This is a genomic window from Bacillus sp. 2205SS5-2 (genome assembly GCF_037024155.1).
Classification (GTDB): Bacteria; Bacillota; Bacilli; order Bacillales; family Bacillaceae_K; genus Bacillus_CI.
On sequence record NZ_JAYKTS010000023.1, the window covers coordinates 40,847 to 63,977 of the forward strand.

The following is a 23,131-nucleotide window of genomic DNA, read 5'->3' on the forward strand; positions in this document are numbered from 1 at the left end:
GAAGTGATTAATCGAAATACATCTGAAAAATAGTTGGGGGAGGTAACAGAAATGAATACTTTAATTTTTTTTAGTTTGATCCCGATTATAGCAGTAGCATCGTTCTCATGGAGTTGGCACCGGTTACTAGATTTTAATTCGTATCGGAAGCCACATATCGAAGGTACGATCCTCAGTTTTATTATTTTTACTTTGGGTTGCATTTGGTATCTCTTTGTTCAAGAGGATAAGGCAGCAGGAATCGCAGGAATTATGTATTACTTCATTGCCTTTTTAGTGATTTTATTTGTGAATGGTTCTATTTTAAAGTCGATATTTGACAAAAAAGTAAAGAAAGATCAACGTCTATGAAGAAGATAGCGATCGATGCAGGTGGGACGCTTGCGAAAATAACGTATAAGGAAAATGAACATTTCTATTACAAATCATTTCCAGTTGCGGAGTCTGAACAATGGTTGTCTTGGCTCAATGTGATAGCTAGAGATGCTACTTATATTTTGACGGGTGGAAATGCAAAAAAATTCGCCCGTAAATTAAATCATGTCCATTTCGTACCTGAATTTGCAGCGATGGCAGAAGGTGCACGTCTGCTATTAGCTGAGAAAGAAGAAAGAAAACCTCCATTTATATTGGTAAGCATTGGGACTGGGACCTCTGTATTCTTTGTCGATCATGATGATCAAAAACGGGTTTCGGGTACCGGAATCGGGGGAGGAACTTTGATGGGGTTAGGGAGAGTATTGACTGGAGGTTCTTCTTTTGAAGAGATAGTAAACTTAGCATCAAGTGGAGAACGTAAAAACAGCGATCTTGTTGTTGCAGACTTGTATGCTCCAGAAATTCCTCCTATCTCTGGTGATTTAACCGCCAGCAATTTTGAAAAAGCCTCCTCTTACCCGATGTCAATTGAAGATCTTGCCGCAGCTCTCGTAAATATGATTGGTGAAACAATCGTTTTATTAGCTAATGGAGTAGCGAGGGAATTCAATCAATCGACGATAGTATTTGTGGGATCAACGCTAACACAAAATCAAGCTTTGAAAGAAGTTCTTTCAAGATTTGAAACCATGCTAAACTACCAAGCTGTCTTTTTAGATAAAGGGGAGTTCGCTGGGGCAAGAGGAGCATTGTCACTAGGGAATTAATAATTTCACATTTTGTTCATTGAGTTTGATATGAGGTTAAGATAGTATATAAGGAATGAAACCAGAGACCAAGTTGTCTTTTGGAGGAGGTAAGGGATTTGATAAGTACATTTAAGAAAATTAGTATTATCACTATAGCATGTTTGTTTTTTTTAGCAGGCTGCAGCAATGGTGATTTTCATCCAGACATGAAAAAGACAATAAATGATTTTTCTGTTACCGATCAAAACGGTGAAGCATTTAAAAGGGAAGATTTGAACGGGAAGGTAACACTTTCGGACTTTATCTTTACGAATTGCACAACGGTTTGCCCGCCGATGACGTTTAATATGGCCAAAATTCAAGACATGTTAGTGAAAGACGACGTCACTAATTTTCAGATTGCTTCCTTTAGTGTGGATCCCGCTGTGGATTCTCCTGACATTTTGAAAGAGTATATTTCGAAGTATGATGCGAACGAGGACAGCTGGCGTCTTCTAACTGGATATGACCAAGCATGGGTATCTCAGCTAGCGTTAGAATCATTTCAAACAATCGTCCAAGATGATCCGGAATCTGATCAAGTCATACATGCCACTCGATTTTATCTAATTGACCAAAACGGAACGATCGTGAAAAGCTACCGTGGCGATGATGAAGTAGAATTTGATTTAATTGTTTCTGATGTAAAGCAATTAATTAAATCTGGACCTGTGGATGTCGATTAATTATAAGTGATATAATTTGTTCATGAAGGCTAGGTTCGTATCCAATGTTGCTATTTAGTCTAATTTTAAATGAAATTCTCCATTTTACTAGTGATTGACATCAAAAATAGACTGGAAAATGACCCGGAAATAATGCTATATCATCGTTTATATTCTGGTTCAAAACATAACAACCTTTGCGAAGATGGCCTTCTTGAAAAAACACCATTGCTGGTGTTTTTTCTTTTTATCATTTAGAAAGATAGTTATATATGTATACTAGCCCCAGGCATCTCCACGTTTCTATCTAATGATTCTCAAATTGATTAATTAGGTCCTATCATACTTTTTCACCATCTCATAAAGCAGAGCGGTAGAGGTCAGCACAACAAGAAAAACAGGGACAGAGTACCATAAAACATAGCCGTGCTGATAGTGAATCGCTCCTACTGATGTTGATAATTTCTCCATTAATAGTCCAGTCATGGTCCATCCCAAAATATATAGTACGATTGATGTACGAGAATGGAGAAATTTTTCATATAAATAAATAAAAAAATAGCTAAACGGTGCGAAAGCGAAATAAGAGAGTAGGTCGGTTAGCTCATACGAATTAACGTCATTAACTTTGTAAAAATCTATCAGACCTCCGCCAATGGTAAAGTCAAATATCGTGGAAATCGCAAACCCCCAGACAAGAAATAAAAGTGTTGTCGCCTTTGGCAACACGGACGGAACGATAACATAAGCAGTGAATCCTATGAATAGAAGTAGCATCACATATATTTCATTTAAATTGAAATTCTCCCATAATATCATACTGATTTCACCTCTCCTTGACGAGCAGGGTGGATGAGACGATAACTTCCATTTGCGATGAAAAGGAGACTGACAAAATAAAGGCAATCATAAAGATAGGTCCAATTTTCATAGGTAACAAGATGCATGTGAACAACGAGTCCGCTTGTCACAACTAAAAAGAAAATGAATCCTCCGGCCACTATGAATTTTAATAGCGTTCGATTGAAGCCCTTCATTAAATTGATTGAAATCAGAATGATTAAAGGCAATAAGAGAATTCGGTGAAAAAGAAGGGCCACAAAAACAATGGGTTCTTTCGTGCTTTTAATCCACTTAAATTCCTCTCCTATAATCCATGAAAAATTAATATTCACTATTAGAACGACTAAATAGATAAAGGTGTATTCTAGAAAAGAAAGCTTGTTTTTCATTAAAAAAAGTATGGCGAAGGCTATCCAAGTCAAAAAGAAGAAAGTGGCAAAGGCCATAGTATCACTCCTAGAGTTTTCCTACTAATTACTATGTTCATCTGAATAAGAATTATTCTTTAATAAAAGTTCGTATTTTTACATTGAGGGTATTTCAGCAAATTTTCGATTGATTCCTCCATTTCCCTGCTGACTATCAGCAAAAACAGACGAAAAGATGCCTATAGACTATTCTTATTAGCAGAATAAATATTCCTGAGAAAAGCAACAATCTTTGCAGAAACAGTTTTTATATAAGAATTGAATAGATTTTTGGGAGTTAGATAAGTGTTTAGGTCTAGGTACCTATGCTTTGCTACCGAAAAGTGAAAAAATTAAAGGAGTTTTCACGAAAAAATTATTGAGAAAAAAGGAAAATGGTAAGAAAGAGCGAATTGATAATTATGAGGTAGAGGTATTAGGAATATCCTTCAAAAGGTGAGGGGAGAGATCCCAGTTTATTCTTGGTAAATCGAAAGGGAGGGATTGGATGAGTTTTCTCGTAGGCTTACTTGTGTCGACCGTTATCTTTTTTGCCATGAAGAGCTGTTTAGAATTTTGGCGAAACATATTATTGGTTCGGAGATATGTTCCTGGTAATTACATTCGCTCTCAATCGGTTATTGGATTAGGAAATGATCTTCAGCAGGTGAAAGGCTCCGTGCTAATAACGTATTTATCATTAGTGATTGCGGGAGTTTCATTTATCCTATTTCAAATATTCTTCCGGTTATAATTTATAAGGAAACAAATATTTATTCTTCAAGTCCTTTTATAGGACTTTTTTTAAGCGGAAATATTCTATTGATTGAGTCAATTTCATCAGGTCATTAACTATCCAAAGCATGCCAACATATAGTTGAAGACGGTTTAATTCAACTACATGTTGGATCCTACTGGCGATATATAGGCTTTATGAAATTGAGTAGAAGAGTCGATCTTATTGTTATTTGATCTTAAATTTAGTTTTTTTCGCAAAGTTTGTTGCTTTTCGTATCCGTTAATCATTTATGATATAGTTTTGTTCCGGGCATCATTTCGTCTGTTTTTGATGGAATCAACTGTGAAATGGAGGATGCAGTCAAAAATCTGCTGAAATAGCCCCAATGTATAAAAGAAGAGCATTAATTTATGAACGAATGGGTGTTAAAGAAGAAAGTAAGTCTTTTTTAGGTATATACCTTAGTACCAAATGAAGTAATATTTGGTGAATAGAATATTATGATTGATTTCAATCACTTATATTATGAGGAGGTAGGAAAATGCGAGATATTTTTCAAGAAAGTGTCATCATTCATCTAGACCCAGATGTAGTTTGGAGTTATTTTATTGATATGGAAAAAAATGCTCCTGAATGGATGGCTGGTATTTCTTCGATTGAAAAAACAACAAGTGGACCTATTCAAGAAGGTACCATTTTTACCTTTCATACCAGGGGCAAGGATCATGTAACCAAAGTGACCGAATATGTGCAAAATAATAAGGTGACCTTGACTTCGAAGCAAGGAAATTTCCAAGCCGACTATACATATCATTTTTCTGCAGAAAATCGGAATACAGTCGTTACCTTGCATGTGAAGTGCAAGGCAAAGGGAATGTCAAAACTCTTAACACCAATTATCTCTGCTGCAATCAAAAAAACGGATGGACGGCAGCTAGAACAGTTACAATCAGCCTTAGCAAAAAGAGTAAATGAAACTAAGGGTGGCCACCCATTGTAGTGGGGTCACTCTAGGTTTTTACATATCTAGAATAAACAGAGTAGATTTTCAAAGAGAATCGTTAAGGTTAGAGGAAATAATTTAATTCTATTGCTCCTTATTCATTGCATTCTTTTCTAATTTCATTAAGATAGAGATGTAGGGAGTGAATAATATGAACCGGTTTGGTCGTATGATGTATCGATATCGAAAATGGATGATTGTTCTCTGGGTACTCATGATTGGTTTTTTTGCTTTTTTTGCCATGAAACTACCTTCTGTACTCAGTGGAAACGGATTTGAATATGATGGTGAATTTAAGCAAACAATGACTGTCCTTGAGAAAGATTTTGGTCAATACGCTTCTTCCATCATTGTTCTTTTTGAAAATGAGCAACAGCTATCAGAGGAAGAGTTTGGACGGAGCATTACTTCGACGTTATCTACACTAGGAGAAAATGAGCAAGTAGAAAAAGTCGTGACTCCTTTTATGCAGGAAGGTATGAAAAATGAGAATTTTGCTTATGGTTTACTCCTGTTTAATGAAGTACCAGGTGAATTGACGAATACTATTGAAGAGTTATCAGAAACACTAACGTCGGTTAGCCAGGTTAAGGTGAGTATGACTGGGGAGCCGGTAATTGTTAAGGATCTAAATGAAGCCAGTCAAGAAGATTTAGCTAAAGCTGAAACCATTGGACTGCCAATTGCCCTGCTCGTCTTAATCTTAGCATTTGGTGGTTTAGTAGCAGCAAGTATCCCGCTTGTGATTGGGGTCATTTCAATCTTGATGACGATGGGGATTGTGTATTTTTTCAGTTATGCTACCGATTTATCGATTTTTATTTTAAATATTGTGCCAATGATAGGTTTGGCCTTAAGTATTGATTTTGCGTTGCTTTTAATTAATCGATTTAAAGAAGAAATTCAAACAAAGTCAACTGAAGAAGCGATTCAGGTAACGATAGCTACAGCAGGGCGTTCCATCATTTTTTCAGGTTTATGTGTATTTATTGGTTTATTTGGATTAATGTTTATTCAAATCGATATATTTCAAAACGTGGGCTTAGGGGGGATGACGGTCGTTTTAGTATCTGTGCTAGCTGCACTCACCTTTTTACCGGCGATATTATCGATGGTCGGCCCGAAAATTAATGCTCTTCGCATCTTTAAATTAAAAGATGGATCGAGTACGTGGGAAAGGTTTGCGAAAGTTGTTATGAAGAGACCAATCGTGATGGCACTCCTGTCTTTAGCCGTCCTTGTTACGGCATTAATTCCTCTCCGCGAGATGAATTTAGCTATTCCATCAACCAATGCCCTACCGGAAAACTATGAATCCCGTACAGCCTTTGAAACGTTTGAACAGGAGTTCATTGATGAGAATAAACGTGTAGAGAAACAGGTTGAAATCGTGGCCGAGGGTAACGGAGAAATGCTTTCGCTTGCCAATCTTGAAATGTTACAAGCATTGATTTCAGAATTTGAAAAGGATCCTTTAGTTCAGACGGTCGAATCACCGTTTTCTCTAGCAAATATTGCTGATGCTGAAACCTTCGTTTCCGTAAGCCAGCAAGTAGAAAATAATCCGTTAACCCCTATTTTAGATAATTATTTTTCAGAAGATAAAGTGTTATTGAGTGTCTACTTAGACCCCAATATTGAAAAAGAAGAAGGGTACGAATGGGTGAAAAAGTGGTCTGAAAAAAACAGCGAGTTTGATCTTCTCTTTGGTGGGCAGCTTAAATTCGAACAAGAAATATTCCAAGAAATATTTGATAAGGCGCCTTATGGACTCGCGCTAATTCTAATTTCAACTTTTATCATCTTAGCAGTCGCGTTTCGTTCGCTGATTATTCCGCTAAAAGCGATTATCATGAATATTTTGAGCTTAAGCGCGACGTTCGGAATGATTGTGTGGATTTTCCAAGGTGGTCATTTTGGATTACCTTCTGTAGATATTGCTTTAGTTCTCCCTGTGTTTGTATTTAGCTTAGTTTTCGGTTTATCGATGGATTATGAGGTCTTTTTGATTTCCCGAATTCATGAGGTGTATTTAGAAACCCAAAATAATGATGAAGCGATTATTAAAGGCTTAACGTCAACGAGTAAAATTATTACCTCTGCAGCCGCCATCATGATTGTCGTAACCGGTGCGTTTGCTTTTACAGGGGTAATGCCAGTTAAGCAAATGGGTGTCGGGATTGCACTAGCAATCTTTATCGATGCAACGATTGTTCGAATGATATTGGTTCCAGCTCTAATGAAATTACTTGGCAATTGGAATTGGTGGTTTTTCGGATTTAAATTCAATCAATCCGAGAAAGTGAAGCTGAAAGAGGCATCTGAATAGAAACAGGTTCGAATAGTCCTGACTGCTGACACCCCATCCATTTAGCAGACAAAAACGCACGGTGCATTTAAGCATGGTGCGTTTTTGTCATTATATCAAATGTTATTCAACTAATATGACAGGTACTCACCATGGTGTAGCATAAAAAGGGGAACACTTCTCCTTTTTCTCCTTTTCTCCAGATTAGGTCTATTGATAATAGTTCTTCAAATGAGGTGAGTATTCAATATGTTTACTAATTATTTCAGTATTTTTTTTCCCCAGGATTGACGTATCTGAGGTAAATATCAATCCTTTTAATAAGGCTGTTTTCGCAAAGATTGTGGCTTTTCGAATAAGAAGGAATCCTTGACTTGTATGACTTCGTGCTCTCTTCCTAATGAAAAATTCTTCATTTCTAGATAAAAAGGAAGAGATCAATCGAAAAAAACCAACTGCATGTATTTTCTTTGTGTCAAGAGCAACAAAGTATATGAAAAGAGCCTTTAATAAAGCTTCTTCTCATATACATTGCGGCTAATTCATCTGATGTTTGATTAAAATCTCCATTTCATATTTGATTTCAATCAAAATAAGACGAAATTGTGCTCAAAACAAACCTATATCATAGATAATCAACGGATCCGAAAAGTCACAAACTTTGCGAAAACTACCTTAATAATTGTTTAGGCAGTGGAGCATTTTAATAGAAGAAGGAGAATACTCACTCATAATGATTAAAGGATGGTAGGATGAATAGTAAGAAATTATTGTCTTTAAGTATATTACTTATTCCTTGGTTCACTGTTCCCCTAATTGGAAGAAAGACATTTACACGCTATTTACCCGCAACAACTTTTGTCAATTTAATAATCAGTTTAGTTAGTGTTATTGCAGAGAAGAAGAAATTATGGAGAGTGAAAAATCCAATTTTCGCCTACACAGCTGTGGATTTCTCGTTCTTATTAGGCCTGTATTTTATTACAACGATTTGGGTGTTTAAATTATCTTATGGAAATTTCAAACTGTATTTAGTTCTCAATGTTTTATTGGACTATATTCTTTCTTTTCCTCTCGTTCGTTTTTTTACTAAAGTAGGTGTGTTTGAATTCAAAAAAATGAGACCAAAACATTTTTTTACTTTTAGTGTATTTTTAGCGATACTAATCTATTGGTATCAGAATATTATCGAAAATACGATCAGATCCCAAGATGGTATAGAAGAAGTTGAATGACCTTTAGTCTCTTCGATAGATAAATCATGAAGTTGAATATATCCTGTAAGTCCATTTATTTCTAAGTGATTATTCCCAGATGGTACGGTCTAAAACTTTCTATACTAGTAACTGCTCCGGAATCGTGGGGAATTTGAAACGGTCCTGATTTTTGATCAAGATGGAAGTGAAAGGGAAGTTTTTTGAGAATTCATTATTTTTTTCAAATTGAATAGATAAACATTGACGAATTGAACTCTCTATGATTATTGTAGATAGAAAGCTTTTTCTTAGGGGGAGTTATATGGAGTTCAAAGGGTCAAATGCGTATGAAAAAGAGGATTTTTTCAACCAGTATTTACAGAGACGGCATCGAAGCGAGAGTCCGAACCGATTGATTGAAAATCCAGCGATCTTTGAATTGTTAGAAGGTGTATCAGCAGAGACCATGTTGGATCTAGGCTGTGGAGATGGATCATTAGGGGTAGAATTACTCCAAAATGAAAGGACACAATCCTACATAGGAATTGATGGTTCTGAAAAAATGTTGGATGTTGCTAGAAAAAAGCTAGCAAATCTAAGAGGAACCGTTGTTAATGTCTCGATGGAGGATTACGAGTATCCTGAGAAAACGTATGATCTTGTGACGAGTCAGCTTGCTATTCAGTACATTGAAGATTTTGCGACGTTAGCAAAACGAGTGCACGAAACCTTGAAAAAGTCAGGAAAGTTTGTTTTTAGTGTGCAGCATCCCGTGATTACCTCATCCTTTGAGAGTATACAGAGTACCGGAAAACGTGGAAGCTGGTTGGTTGATGATTATTTTCAGACAGGAGAAAGAATAGAACCATGGATTGGGGAAAGTGTCGTCAAATATCATCGAACAATCGAGCAGTATTTTATGCTTTTACAAGAAGCTGGCTTTACGATCGAAGCATTAAAAGAGGGCGCACCGAAAAAAGATCTGTTTGAGGATGAACAGGAATATGAAAGACGGAAGAGGATACCTCTATTTTTACTGTTTTCTTGTGCGAAATAGATAGCTGACCAGGGTGCAAATGAGAAAGATGAGGACAGGTGCAACTACGAGAGTGACTACACATGTACAAGTATGAGTGCATCAAATCGTTCTATTTCTAGGGAATTGTTTAGATAATAAAAAAAGAGAGCCGCTGTTTATGTCTTTAACAGCGGTTCTCCTTTTTCGAGGAACGATACATGGCAAGAAACGTGTGTTCTATTGAGTTTGCGTGATCCAATATCTTTTTAATATATTTCCATCTTCTTCAACAAAGTCAGAATCCTCGATTCCATTATTATGGAGAATCGTTTTCATCGACCCAATATTCGTTCGATCACAAATGACCAAAACCGGTTCTATTCCTAGTTTTTTGGCTTGTATTAGACTTAGAGACAAGAGTTTTGTGGCATATCCCTTTTGACGTTCTGTAGGTCTGATTCCATAACCAATATGACCACTACGATTGGTAAGCCACTCAGTTAATGAATGACGAATATTGACTGCGCCAAGGATTCGATTTTGTTCAGAAACAAGCCAGAAGGTGGAATTAGGAACCCAACCGTCTGGAAGATTGCTTCCTAAAGAAGCATTTTGGAGAGTTTGAATCATTTTTGCAAAACCTCTAGGGTCTTTGCTGATAACCCATGGAACCATCACTTCACCACTTTTTACCCATTCTTGATAAAAATCAAAGTATTCCGTTTGTAATTCCAAAGTGGGTTTCACAAGTCGAACATTCATCAAGATTCCTCCTATTCTCTACACTCGTTAATGAAGTTTAAACAAAGCTAAACTAATTTATTGGAGAATATACTAGTTTAGAGAAGAAGCATCGACTTGCGTTTGTTGTATTCGAGAAGAATTGGAAGTCATCTTATCTATCAACAGATACACAATGCCCGCAATAATACAGCCTACGCCGAGCATCGTGAACATTACGACACCAAGTGAGCGATCAAGTAAAAATCCTGAAATTAATGGCCCAATTGCTCCTCCTAGAATCCATTGTAATCCAGCTGCACCCATATATGTTCCCCGTAAATGTTCCGGTGCGAGATTGGCGATAAACGTCATTTGTACCGGACTCATGATCATTTCACCTAGTGTATACACCGCATAAACAACTAGCATTATGAGTAGTATCATGGAGAAATCAGTTCTTTGTTGAAAAAATAAAGTAGGGAACCAAGCTATTGCGATTTGACCGATTCCAAACAACGATGCTCCTAATAACATGACCGATCCTACTTTCTTCTTACCAGCCCAGGACGAGATTGGAAACTGAAACAAGACGACAAGTAAGCCATTAAAAGCTAGGAGATAAGGAAATGGATTTAATGTTTCTGGTAAATGTTTTAATTCATTATCAAAATGGAGTGGTAGCATGCCTTCAGTTTGTGAAAAGCTCATGGAGATTACAACACCTGTTAACACAAACAAAAGTAACAGCTTATCTTGCATTAATACTTTAAAAGGAGACGGAAGTTTTTCTTCTGTCTCATCGACTTCTAACAATGACTCTTTTCGCTCTTTCTTTGGTAAGCTTTCATAAATGAAAAACGCCACGATTGCCGCATAAAGAAGTGTTGTACCTGCTGCTATCATGAAAACAATCGATTTGGAGATGACAATAATGGATGCGCCAAGTAGAGGACCTGTGGCTGCACCAATATTATGGCCCATTCGCAATAAGCCGAATGCTTCTGTTCGTTTTTCTGGGGCAGTTACGTCTGCTACCATAGCACTTGCAGCTGGATGGAAAAGGGAATTGAAAAACCCTAAAAATACCGATAGAATCATAAACATCCAGAAGGTATCAAAAAAAACAAAACCCATCATAACGATTCCGTTTCCAACCATCGATCCGACCATCACAGGTTTTCTTCCATACACATCGGCCATTTTTCCTCCAACCATTGTGCCAAAAACAGACGCTATCGGTGCAACGGCCATCACGACTCCTACTAAGACTAATGAGTCGACTTTATCCTTTAAATATAAGGCGAAAAAGGGCATTAACATCATAAATGCGATTCCGTTTATCCCTTCTCCAATGAAGCGAATCCAAACATTTCGGTCCATTTCGCGTAACGATTTAAATGTGTTCATTCCATCACCCTCTGTTTCATTAAACTAATCACATCATAATATAAAAATCTAACTTCTTGTATTTTTAGAAATTTCAAATAATAGATGCGTAACTCCCATCAAGCATAGCGCGAATAATGAGTCTGTGCCAACGTTCATAGGGTTGAAAAAATATCCGTCTTTCGGCTGAGAGAATATGGTATTCTAAAAATAGAATAGTTTGTGGAAGGATGTTTCTGTGAAAAAGGGATTCTACCTCTTTGGAGGGATACTGCTAATTTATGGATTATTATTGTTAACGAAAAATCGCTTGAATTCAGGAATTCTACTTTTTATATTTAGTGGAATTGTATGTACTTTCATCGGATATCGTATGTCTTATTGGTCTACTTGTTGGAAGAAGCATAAGTGGTTCAGACTATCGGTATTTACAGGGTCGCTATTGTTTCTAGTATATTTTGTGTCGATGGAATCCATGATTGTTTCTCATATGGATGATGAAAGATCAGAACAAGTTGATTATGTTATTGTGCTAGGAGCAGGAATTATAAAGGGGAAGCCCTCACTTGTATTAGAAGAACGACTAGCTTTAGCTATAACCTATTTGGAGAATAATAGGGATGCAAACGTGATTGTAAGCGGGGGAATTGATGTAGGAGAAAAAATTTCGGAAGCAGAGGCTATGAGGATATACCTAGTAAACGCTGGAATTGATGAAGAGCGTATCATGATTGAGGATCAAGCAACTTCCACATACGAAAATTTATTGTTTTCCAAAGAATTGATGGAAAACAATAAGGAAAAAGTTTTGATTATCACCAGTGATTTTCACTTGTTTCGTTCCAAATATATAGCAGAGTCCATTGGTTTAGAAGCATTTGGAACTGGAGCTTCAGTACCAGCACCGCTCATTCCTCTCGTTCATACTCGCGAAATGTTAGCGATTTTAAAAACAGTGATGATTGATGTTTCGCAAATGGAATAATGTGATTAAGAGATAGGAGATTACTATGGTAAAAGTTCTAGCAAGGGAATTTTGTACCTTTCGGATATATGTAATTCATCGTTCAATGAAAGAGGATGTGAATTAACAAGGAGGTTCAACAATAGTGAGTGGATTGGGCTTATGAAGTTAGCGATCATTTAAGAGGTGACGACCATCAATGAGCTGAGCAGTTTAATTCCTATTTTATTTGGCCACTTGCGATGTAAACGAGCACGGGGAGTAAGTTGGAAGTGAATTTACCGTAGAGTGCGGTGAAAATAGGTGCAGAGAATCTTGATTGTCGTAGTGTATATAAGTCACTAAAGATTGGTCGTGATTTTTTTTCGTACTTATTTGACCTACTTGAATAAAGAGCAATCATGAATATGAAGAGAGCTATTGAAAAGCACTAGTTAGCCTTGTTTACTATTCATCTAGGCTATTCAGTAATCCCGAATAAAGCCCTACACTTCGATCACGTTTAGATGAGCCAACTAGAAGTAGAGTGTAGATAGTACTAGGAGAATGGCGGTTGGTTTGATAAGCTTCTCCTCGTCCCTGCAATGGAAATAACCTTGATAGGTCGAATTTTTTTACTCTTATTTCTATTTTATAATACAAAAATACTCGGAAATGTCCTAATTATTCCTATTCTAAACCTATTCAACTAGGGAAGTTTCGGGGTATTAGGACTTTTTTGTTGGAAAAGGGTAAATGTAGGACTTCTCGCATTTCATGTTTATTTTTGTCTAAATTAGGGGAATTAAATAATATTGGTATTCAGAATATTAACACGCTTCCTAAAAAATGATATAATTCGACATATACATTAAAAATGGTTATTTATACTCAGTTTAAGTGAAAATTTGGAAGTTAAAGGAAAGTAAGCAATCCGCGTTTGTATTGTTCATAAGAAGGAGGTATACAAAAATGAAAATACCTTATAAAGTATTATTTATTGCTTCAAATATAGGTTGTACGATATTTTCATTTAATAGCGTATTATTTGCCTATTTCGAAAAATTAGTTGCAACATCGTTGAATTTAACCGGAGTGTTGTTAAGTATCACTCTTGCTATTTTTCTTTACCAAAAGATTTTAGGTGAACATCAACAAGAAAACTCCAGAATTCAATCTTTAATAAATGAGCCAGAATCTCGCTAGGAGATTCTGGCTTTTTCATGGCTAGTAAAGTTTTGGTGATTGACTTTGAGCGGGTTTAGCTCGGCGCAACGTGACCCACCTTGGCAATTCTTGTTTATTTCTTTTTTTCGCTATAGTAGAAGCGAGAAACTAGTAAGCCGATTCCACCTAAGATAATGAATAGTACAGCCCTAATGGTGAGAGATGAGATGGGGAGATCGACGAAAATTGCTTTTAATAAGACTACGAAAATCATCACTAATCCGAATGTTTGCAAGGGGGAGCTATTTTTCCATTTACCCACGATAATATATCCAACAGCATAACATAACCATAAGAGCGAGATCGTCATTTGTTGAATCATATAGGAATATTCTATTGTAATGGTATTACCAAATTGACCAAGGAATAGAAGCAACATGAAGGATAGGATTATTACGGTCAATGATTTTAGGTTTTTTTCGAAAAACGACCCGTGTTTGTTTTCAAGCCACAATATAGAAATGGTGGATGCGAAGAAAACAAGCCATGTGATGAGTTCCGGGCTCCATAGTTCCCAATAACCTATCATGAAAACTCTTAGAGTCGCTAGTAAAAAAGTCATCCCAGATGTCAAGAGGATTAACTTACTTTTTAGTGTAACGGCTAGGTATATTCCTAATACTGCTTGGAGCAATAGTAGAGATGTAAGCAATTCATCTCCCGAAAGATGATACGTATATAATCCAATGAAATAAAGTGCAAGAACAACCGATAACGGTATTTTCTCAGAAAGGTTTTTTCCAAAATATAGATAAATGCTAAGTGTTGAATAGGCAAAGATTAGACTTAGTAGGACCGTATCAAATGACCACCCATCCAAGAGGCTAAAACAAAATAATGATGTGATTACTGCACTTGTAAAGAGTGAGCTTATTTGATCTTTCGATGTCAAATGATGTTTATAAAAAACAACAACGGAGATTAAGAGGTGTTGAAGTAACATGATATATGCCGGTTCATTTCCAGAAGGCTGTACCAAGACACCGTAAGCTACCAGAGTTAATGGTAAAAACAGAAACGAAATATAGTGAAGCCAGCGGTATTGGAAACGATAGGAAAACAATAAGAATATTGCGTATAACAACGTTTCATAAGTATAAAACAGCCAAGAACCTGTTCCAGCACCATCGAGTAAAAAGGGAACGAGAAATCCACCTAATGAGACGATGACCGCGATGATTTCGGTTTTGAAGTAATAGGATGTGATCAGCCCCAATACTAACCAACAAGCATTCAGTAGAAAAGCAGGCCAAAAGGAGATAAATTCATACAGCATATGTGCCGAAAATGTTGTTAAAAACAAAAGAACAATCGTTCCACCCAGCAGACTAAAGGCTAAGTTAAAATGTTTTCTTCTAAATTGATGAATTCCGATTCCGTATAACACTAATGCGAAGCTATATCCTGAAGCCACACGAATCGATTCTGTTACAAATCCACCTTCAATGGCTGCCGCAAAGCCCCAGACGACCCCTAACAATAACACAAAAATAAAGATTCGAGGTAACCAAGTTTGCCCAATTTCTTCTCCCCATTGCTTTTGCACTTCTTCCTTGCTCACGTGAGTGTCGATAGTAATTGGTCTAGGATTTTGATTGAGAATTGTTGAAGGCGTTGGTGACTTACTCGATTGAATTTTAGTCAGAGTATTAACTTTCCCCACTTGTCCCCGAAGGTCAGTAACTTCTGCTTCTAGTTTCTCTATTCGACTACGAAGTTCTTGAATTTCCGCATTCATCTTTTAACCTCCTAATATAACGTTATGAAAAGAGAATTTCTTTACCTTGGTGTAATATTACACCTTAATAGATTGTTAATCAAGAAAATATTTCCTTTTAATGAACTTTTTGTCCAAGGGTAAGAGGGATATGAAAACCGTATGTTGGATTTTTTATCTATTAAAGTGATTCATATTTTTTAGAACCTATCCTTTTTATTTTCATTCTAAAAGGCTATTTTGCAAAGATTGTGGCTTTTCTAATAGGAATATCTCCCCTGGTTTGTATGACTTCGTGCTCGATTTCTAATGAAAAGTTCTTTATTTCTAGATAAAAAGTAAGAAACCAGTAGAAAAAACTTTACTGGCTGTTTTTTTGTGCCTATAGCAACAAAGTAAACGAAATGAGCCTTCAAAAAAAGCATACAGGTGATGTTTTCTAGTATTTCTATTTATTCACCACTTTAAGTTCTTTCAGCACCTGAAAGAATTGGATCATTAAATTATTTGTTTACCCCTCATTTTTTCTAAGGTATAATTCAACAAGTGTTTTGATTATCCAAAATTAGACAGACTATTCCCTTGAGAATTATTGTGTTTATTCAATACAACAGCCATATCAGAACGCTAGTCAATTGGTAAGCTGTCGTTTAATAAATTTCTTTGAAATGAGTTAAATCATAGCTTTTCGAATACTCTTCTTCTAAATGTCTTTAAATAAGGCTCTTTTCGTATACATTGTGGCTAAATCATCTGATTTTTGATTAAATCGCCCATATCATTGTTATTTCCATCAAAAATAGACGAAATGATGCCCGAAACAAAGCTATATCCCCGTTTATAGACTGGTTCGAAAAGCAACAAATTTTGTGAAAACAGCCTTATAAAAAGAAGAGCATCGGAAAGATTTAAATAGTTTCATACTACATAATAAGGAAATACACAGAAATCAATGATTTTTGTATATTTCCATTCGTTGTTAATATTGAACTTAGGGGCCCTTTTATAGAAATGCATTTTGTCTAAATCTTAAAAATTATAAATCCTTTGATTTTGGTAGCAAATGACTGTTGAAATCTGATGAAGTTTGAAATGCAAACGTAGTGGCGTTTTCACTATGCTGTAAAGATGATAATGATTCAAATGCAATTCATATATATTTGATTATACCAATTAAAGAGATGATGAAATTTAGCGAATAGGAAGGAAATTCATGTCACTTTGTCGTAAAAGTTAACTAGAGTCTAATAGTATAGGAGGGGGCCTTTATGAGTATACATATTCGTCCTGTGCAGCAAGCAGACGCAGAAAGAATTTATTTTATTATGACCCAAGAAGGCGTGATGCCGACGATCATTTCAACGCCGAGCATGCGCTTACAAGACATGGAGAAAAACTTAAATCAATTAGGGGAGCATCAGCATCAGTTTGTTGCGGAAAGTGACGGAATTGTCGTCGGATTTGTCGGTCTTACTCGGAGCAAAGGAAGACGGAACCATAGTGCAAGTTTATTTTTATTAGTGGATGAACAAAAGCATGGAATTGGAATCGGTAGAAAATTAATGGAGAAAGTGATCGATTTAGCAGACAATTGGCTGATGCTCGAACGGTTAGAATTGACGGTTGTAGCGGGAAATGAAAGGGCTAAGAAGCTTTACGAACATCTTGGGTTTATTCAAGAGGGGGTTCATAGAGGAACTTTGATTCAGTATGGTACTTTTGTTGATGAGGTGTCTATGGCCCGAATTAGACCAGGTGGCTTGATAACAATTTCATAGGATAAGGGAGTTTGATCAAAATGAGGGAACTACAAACCAATAGATTAGTATTAAGAGAAATTACGGAAGAAGATGCAGAAGCACTTTTTCTCTATTTTTCACAAGATGTTGCGATGAAATTTTATGGTCAAAATCCATTTCAACACCTCGATCAAGCTGTTCGATTAACAAGAGCCATGAAAAATGCAGAAATAGAAAAGAAAGCGTTCCGATGGGGGATGGAGTCTAAGGAAACAGGTAAACTTATCGGCACGATTGGATTTAACCAGTATCAACCGTGGAATAATAAAGCCGAAATAGGTTATGACCTTAATCCGGAATACTGGCGAAAGGGATATACAGAAGAGGCGTTGAGAGCAATTCTTTCCTATGGATTTGAAGAGTTAGACTTACACCGAATAGGCGCGACGGTTTTTCTGGAAAACGAGCCCTCATATAAGCTGTTAGAGAAACTCGGATTTTCACGGGAAGGTGTTTTGCGCGATTATCTGTATTCCTATGAATCCTTCCATGATGTTTTTATGTATTCATTATTAAAGTGGGAATGGTCATGAACGAAATGAACAGGAAGAGAAGCATGCATAAACAGTTTTAAATTTGAATTTTTCAATTATTCATCCGCTTCATAGTTTAAGTGGGGGTGAAGAAAATGAAACTCATTTTAAAAAGGCTGGCCATCATCCTAGCAATTATAGTAGTAGTGGTTATCGGGATGCGGGAGTGGATGAACTCCCGCTCTTTTCAATTGTTTGGTGACATTTCCAATCGGATCGAAACGGACGAAAAAGTAGTAGCCTTAACCTTTGATGATGGCCCAACTGAAATCACCTCAGTCATTCTGTCGATTTTAGAAAAAGAAGATGTGAAGGCTACGTTTTATCTGAACGGAAACATGATTGAAAGATTTCCAGCTGAAACAAAAATGATTATTGAAGCAGGTCATGAGCTTGGAAATCATACATTTTCTCATGAACGAATGGTGTTTAAGTCTTTGGAGACTATTCAATCAGAAGTAGAGCGAACATCGGCTTTAATTCAGGTATCAGGCTATGAGAAAATGCCTACATTTCGACCTCCTTACGGGGAAAAACTGATAACACTACCTTGGTATTTATCACAAAATGATATTCAAACGATCATGTGGAACATTGAACCAGAATCCTATCCGGACGTGATTACGAGCGCAGATAATATCAAAAATCATGTGATTGAAAAAGTGGAACCGGGTTCTATCATATTATTACATGTCATGTTTGATGATGAAAATAGATATTCATTAGAAGCCGTTGACGGAATCATTACTTCGTTAAAAGAAAAGGGATACAAATTCAAAACTGTTTCTGAGCTTCTCAAATATGAATGACAATCAGACTAGATCTAATGGACTTTATAATGATTGATTCACGACGAATGGGCAGAAATTGAAGGGAAGCAATCAAGCAAGCAACATATGCTTCATAGAGTAGAAAAAAATGAAAATAATACCTTTCTTTTGTTGGGTTAATAAAAAGCATATAAATTCTCCACCCTTTATTAAAGGCTCTTTTCGTAGACTTTGTTGATATCGGCATATAGAAAAAACAGGCAGTATGGTTTTTTCGATAGATTTCTTACTTTTTATCTAAAAATGGATAATTTTTCATTTGGAAAGGCTGTTTTCGCAAAGATTGTTGCTTTTCGTATCAGTTAATCATTTGTAATATAGTTTGTTTCGGGCATCATTTCGTCTGTTTTTGATAGAAATCAACAATGAAATGGAGGATTTAGTCAAAAATCAGATGAAATAGCCACAATGAATACGAAAAGAGCCTTTGGAAAAGAGTACGAAGTCATACAAATCAGGGAATCTATTCCTATTCGAAAAGCCACAATCTTTGCGGAAATAGCCTTATTAAAAATGATTTCTAAAAAGTGTAGGTATATTATCATCCATTTAACAAATGCTAATAATGAGATCTTGGCGGCCACCGAGATTTCTGTACCACCAACAACTGGGCAGCCTTAATACTGGCTTTGTCTAAAAAAGGAAACCATCCTACGTTGGATATTACTTTGACGTATTGGATGGTTTTCTTTTTTCAAGAGGCTATTTTCGCAAAGTTTGGTGCTTTTCGATCCTTGCTATAAATGTTGTTATAGGTCTGTTTGTGGGCATCTTTTCGTCCATTTTTGCTGGAAATCAGCAGCAAAATGGAGGATTCTATCTAAAATCAGACAAAATAGCCACTATGTATTCGAAAAGAGCGTTTCAGGAAAAGATACTAGTGTAGCGTAAAATATCCGAAAATTCAATCTATTTTTCATCGTTGGGGGTAAAAAGGTAATTTTCCAGAGATGAAACTGAACATATATTTTTTTACATAGTAGAGGAACACTAATGGAAGATAGAAAGTGAGTAAATTTATTTCATTCTTCTCTGTTCAGAAATGGAGGAGTTTTGTTAAAAGAAAACTACAGCTAAAAACGAATAAGTTGACTTTTGTGTTACTGTTATATATCGTATGATACACAGGTGTAACAAGAGGAGGTGGTTTTATGAGTAAATCAAGAGCTAAAATAATTGAAACAGCGATTCAAGTTCTTAGTCTAGATGAGTCTGCTTCTTTAGAAGACATTGCTGTAGCAGCTGGAGTCAGTAGAATGACACTTCATAGAAATTTCCGAAATAGAGAAACATTATTTAAAGAAATTCACGAATCACTAATTCAACACACTTTATCAATCATTCAACAAGCGAAGCAAAAATATGAGCATCCAATTGAACAAATGGAAGAAATAATGAAAGCTAACGCTGGTGAGAAGGGTTTTGTTCTTCTTATGAAAGAAAATAAAGAACACGAAGACCATGACCCTAACAGCTGTCAATTTTCTGAAGTAAATAAAGAGCTAAGGGAATTAATCCAAAACTTACGGCGAGTTGGGTATATATCGCAGGGAACTCCAGACTCATGGGTTCTTCATATGTATGATGGTATTCTTTTTACAGCTTGGGAAACTATGTACAACGGCTCTGTAGCCCCGAAAGAGATCCCCAATCTATCATGGAATACTTTCAAAAATGGTTTGTTAGTTGATGACAATTCAAAAAGGTTCATTTGAAGGTGTCACCGTTATAGTAATAGCGAAGAAAGGGAGTATGAATAATGAATGAGAAAATTTTTGATTGTATTGTAATTGGAGGCGGCGCTGCTGGACTTAGTGCAGCACTTGTTTTAGGTCGTTCGAGAAGAGACACACTTGTAATTGACGAAAATCATCCTAGGAATAGTGTAACGCGTGCTTCACACGGATTTTTAAGTCGCGACGGAATCACACCTGGAGAATTTAAAGAAATATCCTTAGAACAATTAAAAAAATATCCTACGGTTTTATATGAACAAGATCGAGTTGAAAATGTTGTCAAACCTGATTTTACTTTTAAAGTCACTACTAATAAGGGGAAGGTATACCAAAGTAAAAAGGTCATTTTTTCAACAGGAATGAAAGATGATCTCCCTTCCATTAAAGGACTTAAAGAAGTATATGGTACTTCTGTTTATCCTTGTCCTTATTGTGACGGATGGGAACGAAGAGATAAAAAGCTAGCTGTATTCGGAAACGGAGATTGGCTTATGCATTACGCGAAAATGATCTACAATTGGAGCAATGATCTCATTGTTTTTACAAATGGTGCAGCTGAAATAACAACTAATGAAAAAAAAGAACTCATGGATCATGGTGTACAACTGGTGGAACAACCAATAGTTGAGCTTAAATCTACTAATGGCCAGTTAGAAAATGTGATTGTGGAGTCAGGTGAGTCCTATGAAAGGACCGATGGATTTATCATGGATACTGGCGAAACACAAGCTTGTGATATCCCATTAAAATTAGGGATTGAGTTAATTGAAATGGGTGGATATAAAGTCAATGAAAAAGGGGAAACAACTATTAATGGATTATATATTATTGGAGATGCCAAAAATGCATTTTCAGGTTTAATCAAAGCAGCTAGTGAAGGGTATGAACTCGGGGCAATAATGAATGGCGAAATGGTTATCGAAGCCTGGGAAAATACCAATTAATATCGGGTGGAGTATTGATAGAGATCTAGCTAGTTTGAATATTAAAAATGAGATTCGTTTTGCAATGGCACCAGATTAGTAAGAGTGGTATTTTTTATAGGCTGTTTTCGCAATGTCTGTGGCTATTCCAATCAGTTTATCATCTATGATAAAGATTTGTTTCGCGTCGTATTTCGACTGTTTTTGATGGAAATCAACAGTAAAATGGAAAATTTAAATAAAAACAAGTTGAAATAGCCAGAATGCATACGAAAAGAGCCTTAAAAAAAGAGTATCACCTTTCGAAGTGTTCAGAGGAAATGAATACCTTCTAAAAAAAGCTGGATTCGTGAATAGGAAAGTCGAGTATGCAGGAAGTAGGTTATTGGATATGCAGATAAGCCAATTCTATCGAAGAAACATGAAAATATTATTTAGTATACTGCCTTTGTGTATCGGTATTGTTAATACTTCCTAATTTAAAGAGGAATTAAATTCCATTTAACCCTAAAAAGGAAGAAGCCTACTCCTTAGCGTAGAAAACATCGGATTTACTAAAAAATAAGAAATCGATATTGAAGCTGGCCGAAAAACTATGCGTATTTATTGGAGGAACTAAAATGAAAAAAGATCCTATTCAAATGTACCATGAGTATGTTTCACCCACTTATTGCACTACATTTGACCGTGCTAATTTATTTGATCAATTAGCCACTCAATACAATATTAACAGTGCAATCTATCCTGGGAGCTATATACATATAACTCCTTCACTTTACTTCCAGAAAACAACTTATATTGATACTGACAGAAGGTTCTCTCCCTTTTTTAATGATCAAAGGGTGCATTCTTTTATTGAAGAAAACAAAAAATATTTAGGAAAGAGCGAAGTTAATTTCTATAAGAGAGATTATCGCGAACTTGTAGATGAAGAGATTAATAAATATGACTTGCTAATCTCTCAATATGCGGGCTTTGTGTCGAAGTACTGCAAAGAATACCTAAATAAAGGGGGAATACTTGTAGTAAATAATAGCCATGGAGATGCAAGTATGGCGTACCTTGATTCAGATTATTCTCTAATAGCCATAGGAAATCATCGGGATGGTAAGTACCATATTTCAGATAAAGACCTATTTCAGTATTTTATTCCTAAAAAAGATATTCCTCATACGACAGAATACTTGGAAAAAATTCAAAAAGGAGTTGGATATACTAAAACAGCAAGTATTTATATGTTCCAAAAACTCTGAGGAAATTACTCTCAAGGAGTAAATGATCCTACGTTTTTCTGCACAAGCAGGTTAATTATTACTTCGTCCATTTATCAAATCAGAGCCGATGATTCCTTACTATAGGGAAAATCGGCTCTTTTCGTATCCTTTGTTACTATTGGCACAAAGAAAAAACAGGCAGTAAGAATTTTTCGACTGTTTTCTTACATTTATTTAGAAATGGAGAAGTCTTCATCAGGAAAAGAGCACGAAATCATACAAGCGAGGGGGTAGATTCCTATTCGAAAAGCCATAATCTTTGCGAAAGCAACCTATTAAAAATATTTGTTGAGCTTATGTTTTTCCGTTTTGTTGATAGATTCCTACTATGCAAATTTCCTTGAATGTAGGGATTCAGCTACAGGATACTAATCTGAAATATAGGATTCCCCAAAAAAATAATGTGAAATTAGTTTATGCTGTCCAGAAAAAGTAGAATACGGCGTAGAAGGTGGATTCCTTATCTACCGAATCACTTAAAAAGAACGTGAATAATTTCAGCTGAATAAGGGAATTTTCTCTTTTTGAATGAATCATTTTCTTCTATAATATCAAGAGTGTTGATTAACCAATTAAATCCATTAAAAAACTACAAAAAAGGACGCCCTTTTAGTAAAATTGTTGTTACGACACAAACAATTTAAAAAGGAGCGTCCCTATGAAACAGTCTACCACTTTCCCAAATTTGATTCAAA

The 23,131-nt window shown here is 36.0% G+C and carries 22 protein-coding genes; 17 read left to right on the plus strand and 5 right to left on the minus strand.

Annotated elements, in window-relative coordinates; genetic code table 11:
* Positions 1 to 51: 51 nt before the first annotated feature.
* From U8D43_RS14965 to U8D43_RS14975, 3 genes are all read left to right on the plus strand, one after another.
* Positions 52 to 351 (plus strand): hypothetical protein, encoded by a 300-nt coding sequence (locus tag U8D43_RS14965; protein WP_335871989.1) that lies wholly within the window; start codon positions 52 to 54, stop codon positions 349 to 351.
* Positions 348 to 1,145, plus strand: a complete 798-nt coding sequence (gene coaW / locus U8D43_RS14970; RefSeq protein ID WP_335871990.1) for a type II pantothenate kinase — start codon at positions 348 to 350, stop codon at positions 1,143 to 1,145. Before U8D43_RS14965 ends, coaW begins: the two co-directional genes overlap by 4 nt.
* 98 nt (positions 1,146 to 1,243) lie before the next feature.
* Entirely contained in the window at positions 1,244 to 1,852 is a 609-nt protein-coding gene (locus tag U8D43_RS14975) for an SCO family protein (RefSeq protein WP_335871991.1), read from the plus strand.
* Positions 1,853 to 2,161: 309 nt separating this feature from the next.
* On the opposite strand, the gene U8D43_RS14980 is transcribed toward U8D43_RS14975, so the two are convergent.
* Both U8D43_RS14980 and U8D43_RS14985 read right to left on the minus strand, forming a co-directional pair.
* The gene (locus tag U8D43_RS14980) at positions 2,162 to 2,650 is read right to left on the minus strand and encodes a hypothetical protein (protein ID WP_335871992.1); all 489 of its coding nucleotides are present in this window, start codon (positions 2,648 to 2,650) and stop codon (positions 2,162 to 2,164) included.
* The gene (locus U8D43_RS14985; protein WP_335871993.1) at positions 2,647 to 3,120 is read right to left on the minus strand and encodes a hypothetical protein; all 474 of its coding nucleotides are present in this window, start codon (positions 3,118 to 3,120) and stop codon (positions 2,647 to 2,649) included. The genes U8D43_RS14980 and U8D43_RS14985 overlap by 4 nt, the downstream gene beginning before the upstream one ends.
* 469 nt (positions 3,121 to 3,589) lie before the next feature.
* On the opposite strand from U8D43_RS14985, the gene U8D43_RS14990 reads away from it, so the two are divergent.
* The 5 genes from U8D43_RS14990 to U8D43_RS15010 all read left to right on the plus strand — a co-directional run bounded on the left by U8D43_RS14990 (position 3,590) and on the right by U8D43_RS15010 (position 9,384).
* Positions 3,590 to 3,835 (plus strand): hypothetical protein, encoded by a 246-nt coding sequence (locus U8D43_RS14990; protein ID WP_335871994.1) that lies wholly within the window; start codon positions 3,590 to 3,592, stop codon positions 3,833 to 3,835.
* Positions 3,836 to 4,361: 526 nt separating this feature from the next.
* Entirely contained in the window at positions 4,362 to 4,820 is a 459-nt protein-coding gene (locus U8D43_RS14995) for an SRPBCC family protein (protein ID WP_335871995.1), read from the plus strand.
* A 154-nt stretch (positions 4,821 to 4,974) separates the two neighbouring features.
* Positions 4,975 to 7,152, plus strand: a complete 2,178-nt coding sequence (locus U8D43_RS15000; RefSeq protein ID WP_335871996.1) for an MMPL family transporter — start codon at positions 4,975 to 4,977, stop codon at positions 7,150 to 7,152.
* A gap of 731 nt (positions 7,153 to 7,883) precedes the next feature.
* Positions 7,884 to 8,366 carry a hypothetical protein gene (locus U8D43_RS15005; RefSeq protein WP_335871997.1) on the plus strand — a complete coding sequence of 161 codons (483 nt, stop codon included), beginning with the start codon at positions 7,884 to 7,886 and terminating at the stop codon, positions 8,364 to 8,366.
* Between the two features lie 283 nt (positions 8,367 to 8,649).
* A complete protein-coding gene (locus U8D43_RS15010; protein ID WP_335871998.1) occupies positions 8,650 to 9,384 on the plus strand; it encodes a class I SAM-dependent DNA methyltransferase in 735 nt (244 codons plus the stop codon).
* A gap of 198 nt (positions 9,385 to 9,582) precedes the next feature.
* On the opposite strand, the gene U8D43_RS15015 is transcribed toward U8D43_RS15010, so the two are convergent.
* Together U8D43_RS15015 and U8D43_RS15020 are read right to left on the minus strand one after the other, a co-directional pair.
* Positions 9,583 to 10,107: a GNAT family N-acetyltransferase gene (locus U8D43_RS15015; RefSeq protein WP_335871999.1), complete on the minus strand. Its 525-nt coding sequence runs from the start codon at positions 10,105 to 10,107 to the stop codon at positions 9,583 to 9,585.
* Between the two features lie 72 nt (positions 10,108 to 10,179).
* On the minus strand, positions 10,180 to 11,475 hold the full coding sequence (locus tag U8D43_RS15020; RefSeq protein ID WP_335872001.1) for an MDR family MFS transporter: 1,296 nt from the start codon (positions 11,473 to 11,475) through the stop codon (positions 10,180 to 10,182).
* Positions 11,476 to 11,692: 217 nt separating this feature from the next.
* On the opposite strand from U8D43_RS15020, the gene U8D43_RS15025 reads away from it, so the two are divergent.
* Positions 11,693 to 12,439 carry a YdcF family protein gene (locus tag U8D43_RS15025; protein ID WP_335872002.1) on the plus strand — a complete coding sequence of 249 codons (747 nt, stop codon included), beginning with the start codon at positions 11,693 to 11,695 and terminating at the stop codon, positions 12,437 to 12,439.
* A gap of 930 nt (positions 12,440 to 13,369) precedes the next feature.
* Entirely contained in the window at positions 13,370 to 13,603 is a 234-nt protein-coding gene (locus U8D43_RS15030; protein ID WP_335872003.1) for a hypothetical protein, read from the plus strand.
* Positions 13,604 to 13,697: 94 nt separating this feature from the next.
* Here U8D43_RS15030 and U8D43_RS15035 read toward each other — a convergent pair whose 3' ends face one another.
* On the minus strand, positions 13,698 to 15,362 hold the full coding sequence (locus U8D43_RS15035) for a DUF2339 domain-containing protein (RefSeq protein WP_335872004.1): 1,665 nt from the start codon (positions 15,360 to 15,362) through the stop codon (positions 13,698 to 13,700).
* A gap of 1,247 nt (positions 15,363 to 16,609) precedes the next feature.
* On the opposite strand from U8D43_RS15035, the gene U8D43_RS15040 reads away from it, so the two are divergent.
* The 7 genes from U8D43_RS15040 to U8D43_RS15070 all read left to right on the plus strand — a co-directional run bounded on the left by U8D43_RS15040 (position 16,610) and on the right by U8D43_RS15070 (position 22,415).
* Entirely contained in the window at positions 16,610 to 17,119 is a 510-nt protein-coding gene (locus U8D43_RS15040) for a GNAT family N-acetyltransferase (protein WP_335872005.1), read from the plus strand.
* A gap of 20 nt (positions 17,120 to 17,139) precedes the next feature.
* Positions 17,140 to 17,673 carry a GNAT family N-acetyltransferase gene (locus U8D43_RS15045; protein ID WP_335872006.1) on the plus strand — a complete coding sequence of 178 codons (534 nt, stop codon included), beginning with the start codon at positions 17,140 to 17,142 and terminating at the stop codon, positions 17,671 to 17,673.
* Positions 17,674 to 17,768: 95 nt separating this feature from the next.
* Positions 17,769 to 18,482: a polysaccharide deacetylase family protein gene (locus U8D43_RS15050; RefSeq protein ID WP_335872007.1), complete on the plus strand. Its 714-nt coding sequence runs from the start codon at positions 17,769 to 17,771 to the stop codon at positions 18,480 to 18,482.
* 429 nt (positions 18,483 to 18,911) lie between these two features.
* Positions 18,912 to 19,124: a hypothetical protein gene (locus U8D43_RS15055; protein ID WP_335872008.1), complete on the plus strand. Its 213-nt coding sequence runs from the start codon at positions 18,912 to 18,914 to the stop codon at positions 19,122 to 19,124.
* A 530-nt stretch (positions 19,125 to 19,654) separates the two neighbouring features.
* Entirely contained in the window at positions 19,655 to 20,218 is a 564-nt protein-coding gene (locus tag U8D43_RS15060; protein ID WP_335872009.1) for a TetR/AcrR family transcriptional regulator, read from the plus strand.
* 44 nt (positions 20,219 to 20,262) lie between these two features.
* The gene (locus tag U8D43_RS15065; RefSeq protein WP_335872010.1) at positions 20,263 to 21,183 is read left to right on the plus strand and encodes an NAD(P)/FAD-dependent oxidoreductase; all 921 of its coding nucleotides are present in this window, start codon (positions 20,263 to 20,265) and stop codon (positions 21,181 to 21,183) included.
* Positions 21,184 to 21,782: 599 nt separating this feature from the next.
* Entirely contained in the window at positions 21,783 to 22,415 is a 633-nt protein-coding gene (locus U8D43_RS15070) for a hypothetical protein (protein WP_335872011.1), read from the plus strand.
* The last annotated feature ends 716 nt before the right edge of the window (positions 22,416 to 23,131 follow it).

Coding starts and splice junctions, on each gene's coding strand:
- U8D43_RS14980 (WP_335871992.1), bottom strand. CDS start 2,650: ATGATATTATGGGAGAATTTCAATTTAAATGAAATATATGTGATGCTA.
- coaW (WP_335871990.1), top strand. CDS start 348: ATGAAGAAGATAGCGATCGATGCAGGTGGGACGCTTGCGAAAATAACG.
- U8D43_RS15020 (WP_335872001.1), bottom strand. CDS start 11,475: ATGAACACATTTAAATCGTTACGCGAAATGGACCGAAATGTTTGGATT.
- U8D43_RS14965 (WP_335871989.1), top strand. CDS start 52: ATGAATACTTTAATTTTTTTTAGTTTGATCCCGATTATAGCAGTAGCA.
- U8D43_RS15005 (WP_335871997.1), top strand. CDS start 7,884: ATGAATAGTAAGAAATTATTGTCTTTAAGTATATTACTTATTCCTTGG.
- U8D43_RS15015 (WP_335871999.1), bottom strand. CDS start 10,107: ATGAATGTTCGACTTGTGAAACCCACTTTGGAATTACAAACGGAATAC.
- U8D43_RS15060 (WP_335872009.1), top strand. CDS start 19,655: ATGAGTAAATCAAGAGCTAAAATAATTGAAACAGCGATTCAAGTTCTT.
- U8D43_RS15050 (WP_335872007.1), top strand. CDS start 17,769: ATGAAACTCATTTTAAAAAGGCTGGCCATCATCCTAGCAATTATAGTA.
- U8D43_RS14985 (WP_335871993.1), bottom strand. CDS start 3,120: ATGGCCTTTGCCACTTTCTTCTTTTTGACTTGGATAGCCTTCGCCATA.
- U8D43_RS15045 (WP_335872006.1), top strand. CDS start 17,140: ATGAGGGAACTACAAACCAATAGATTAGTATTAAGAGAAATTACGGAA.
- U8D43_RS14990 (WP_335871994.1), top strand. CDS start 3,590: ATGAGTTTTCTCGTAGGCTTACTTGTGTCGACCGTTATCTTTTTTGCC.
- U8D43_RS15010 (WP_335871998.1), top strand. CDS start 8,650: ATGGAGTTCAAAGGGTCAAATGCGTATGAAAAAGAGGATTTTTTCAAC.
- U8D43_RS15065 (WP_335872010.1), top strand. CDS start 20,263: ATGAATGAGAAAATTTTTGATTGTATTGTAATTGGAGGCGGCGCTGCT.
- U8D43_RS14995 (WP_335871995.1), top strand. CDS start 4,362: ATGCGAGATATTTTTCAAGAAAGTGTCATCATTCATCTAGACCCAGAT.
- U8D43_RS15030 (WP_335872003.1), top strand. CDS start 13,370: ATGAAAATACCTTATAAAGTATTATTTATTGCTTCAAATATAGGTTGT.
- U8D43_RS15000 (WP_335871996.1), top strand. CDS start 4,975: ATGAACCGGTTTGGTCGTATGATGTATCGATATCGAAAATGGATGATT.
- U8D43_RS15070 (WP_335872011.1), top strand. CDS start 21,783: ATGAAAAAAGATCCTATTCAAATGTACCATGAGTATGTTTCACCCACT.
- U8D43_RS15055 (WP_335872008.1), top strand. CDS start 18,912: ATGAATACGAAAAGAGCCTTTGGAAAAGAGTACGAAGTCATACAAATC.
- U8D43_RS15035 (WP_335872004.1), bottom strand. CDS start 15,362: ATGAATGCGGAAATTCAAGAACTTCGTAGTCGAATAGAGAAACTAGAA.
- U8D43_RS15040 (WP_335872005.1), top strand. CDS start 16,610: ATGAGTATACATATTCGTCCTGTGCAGCAAGCAGACGCAGAAAGAATT.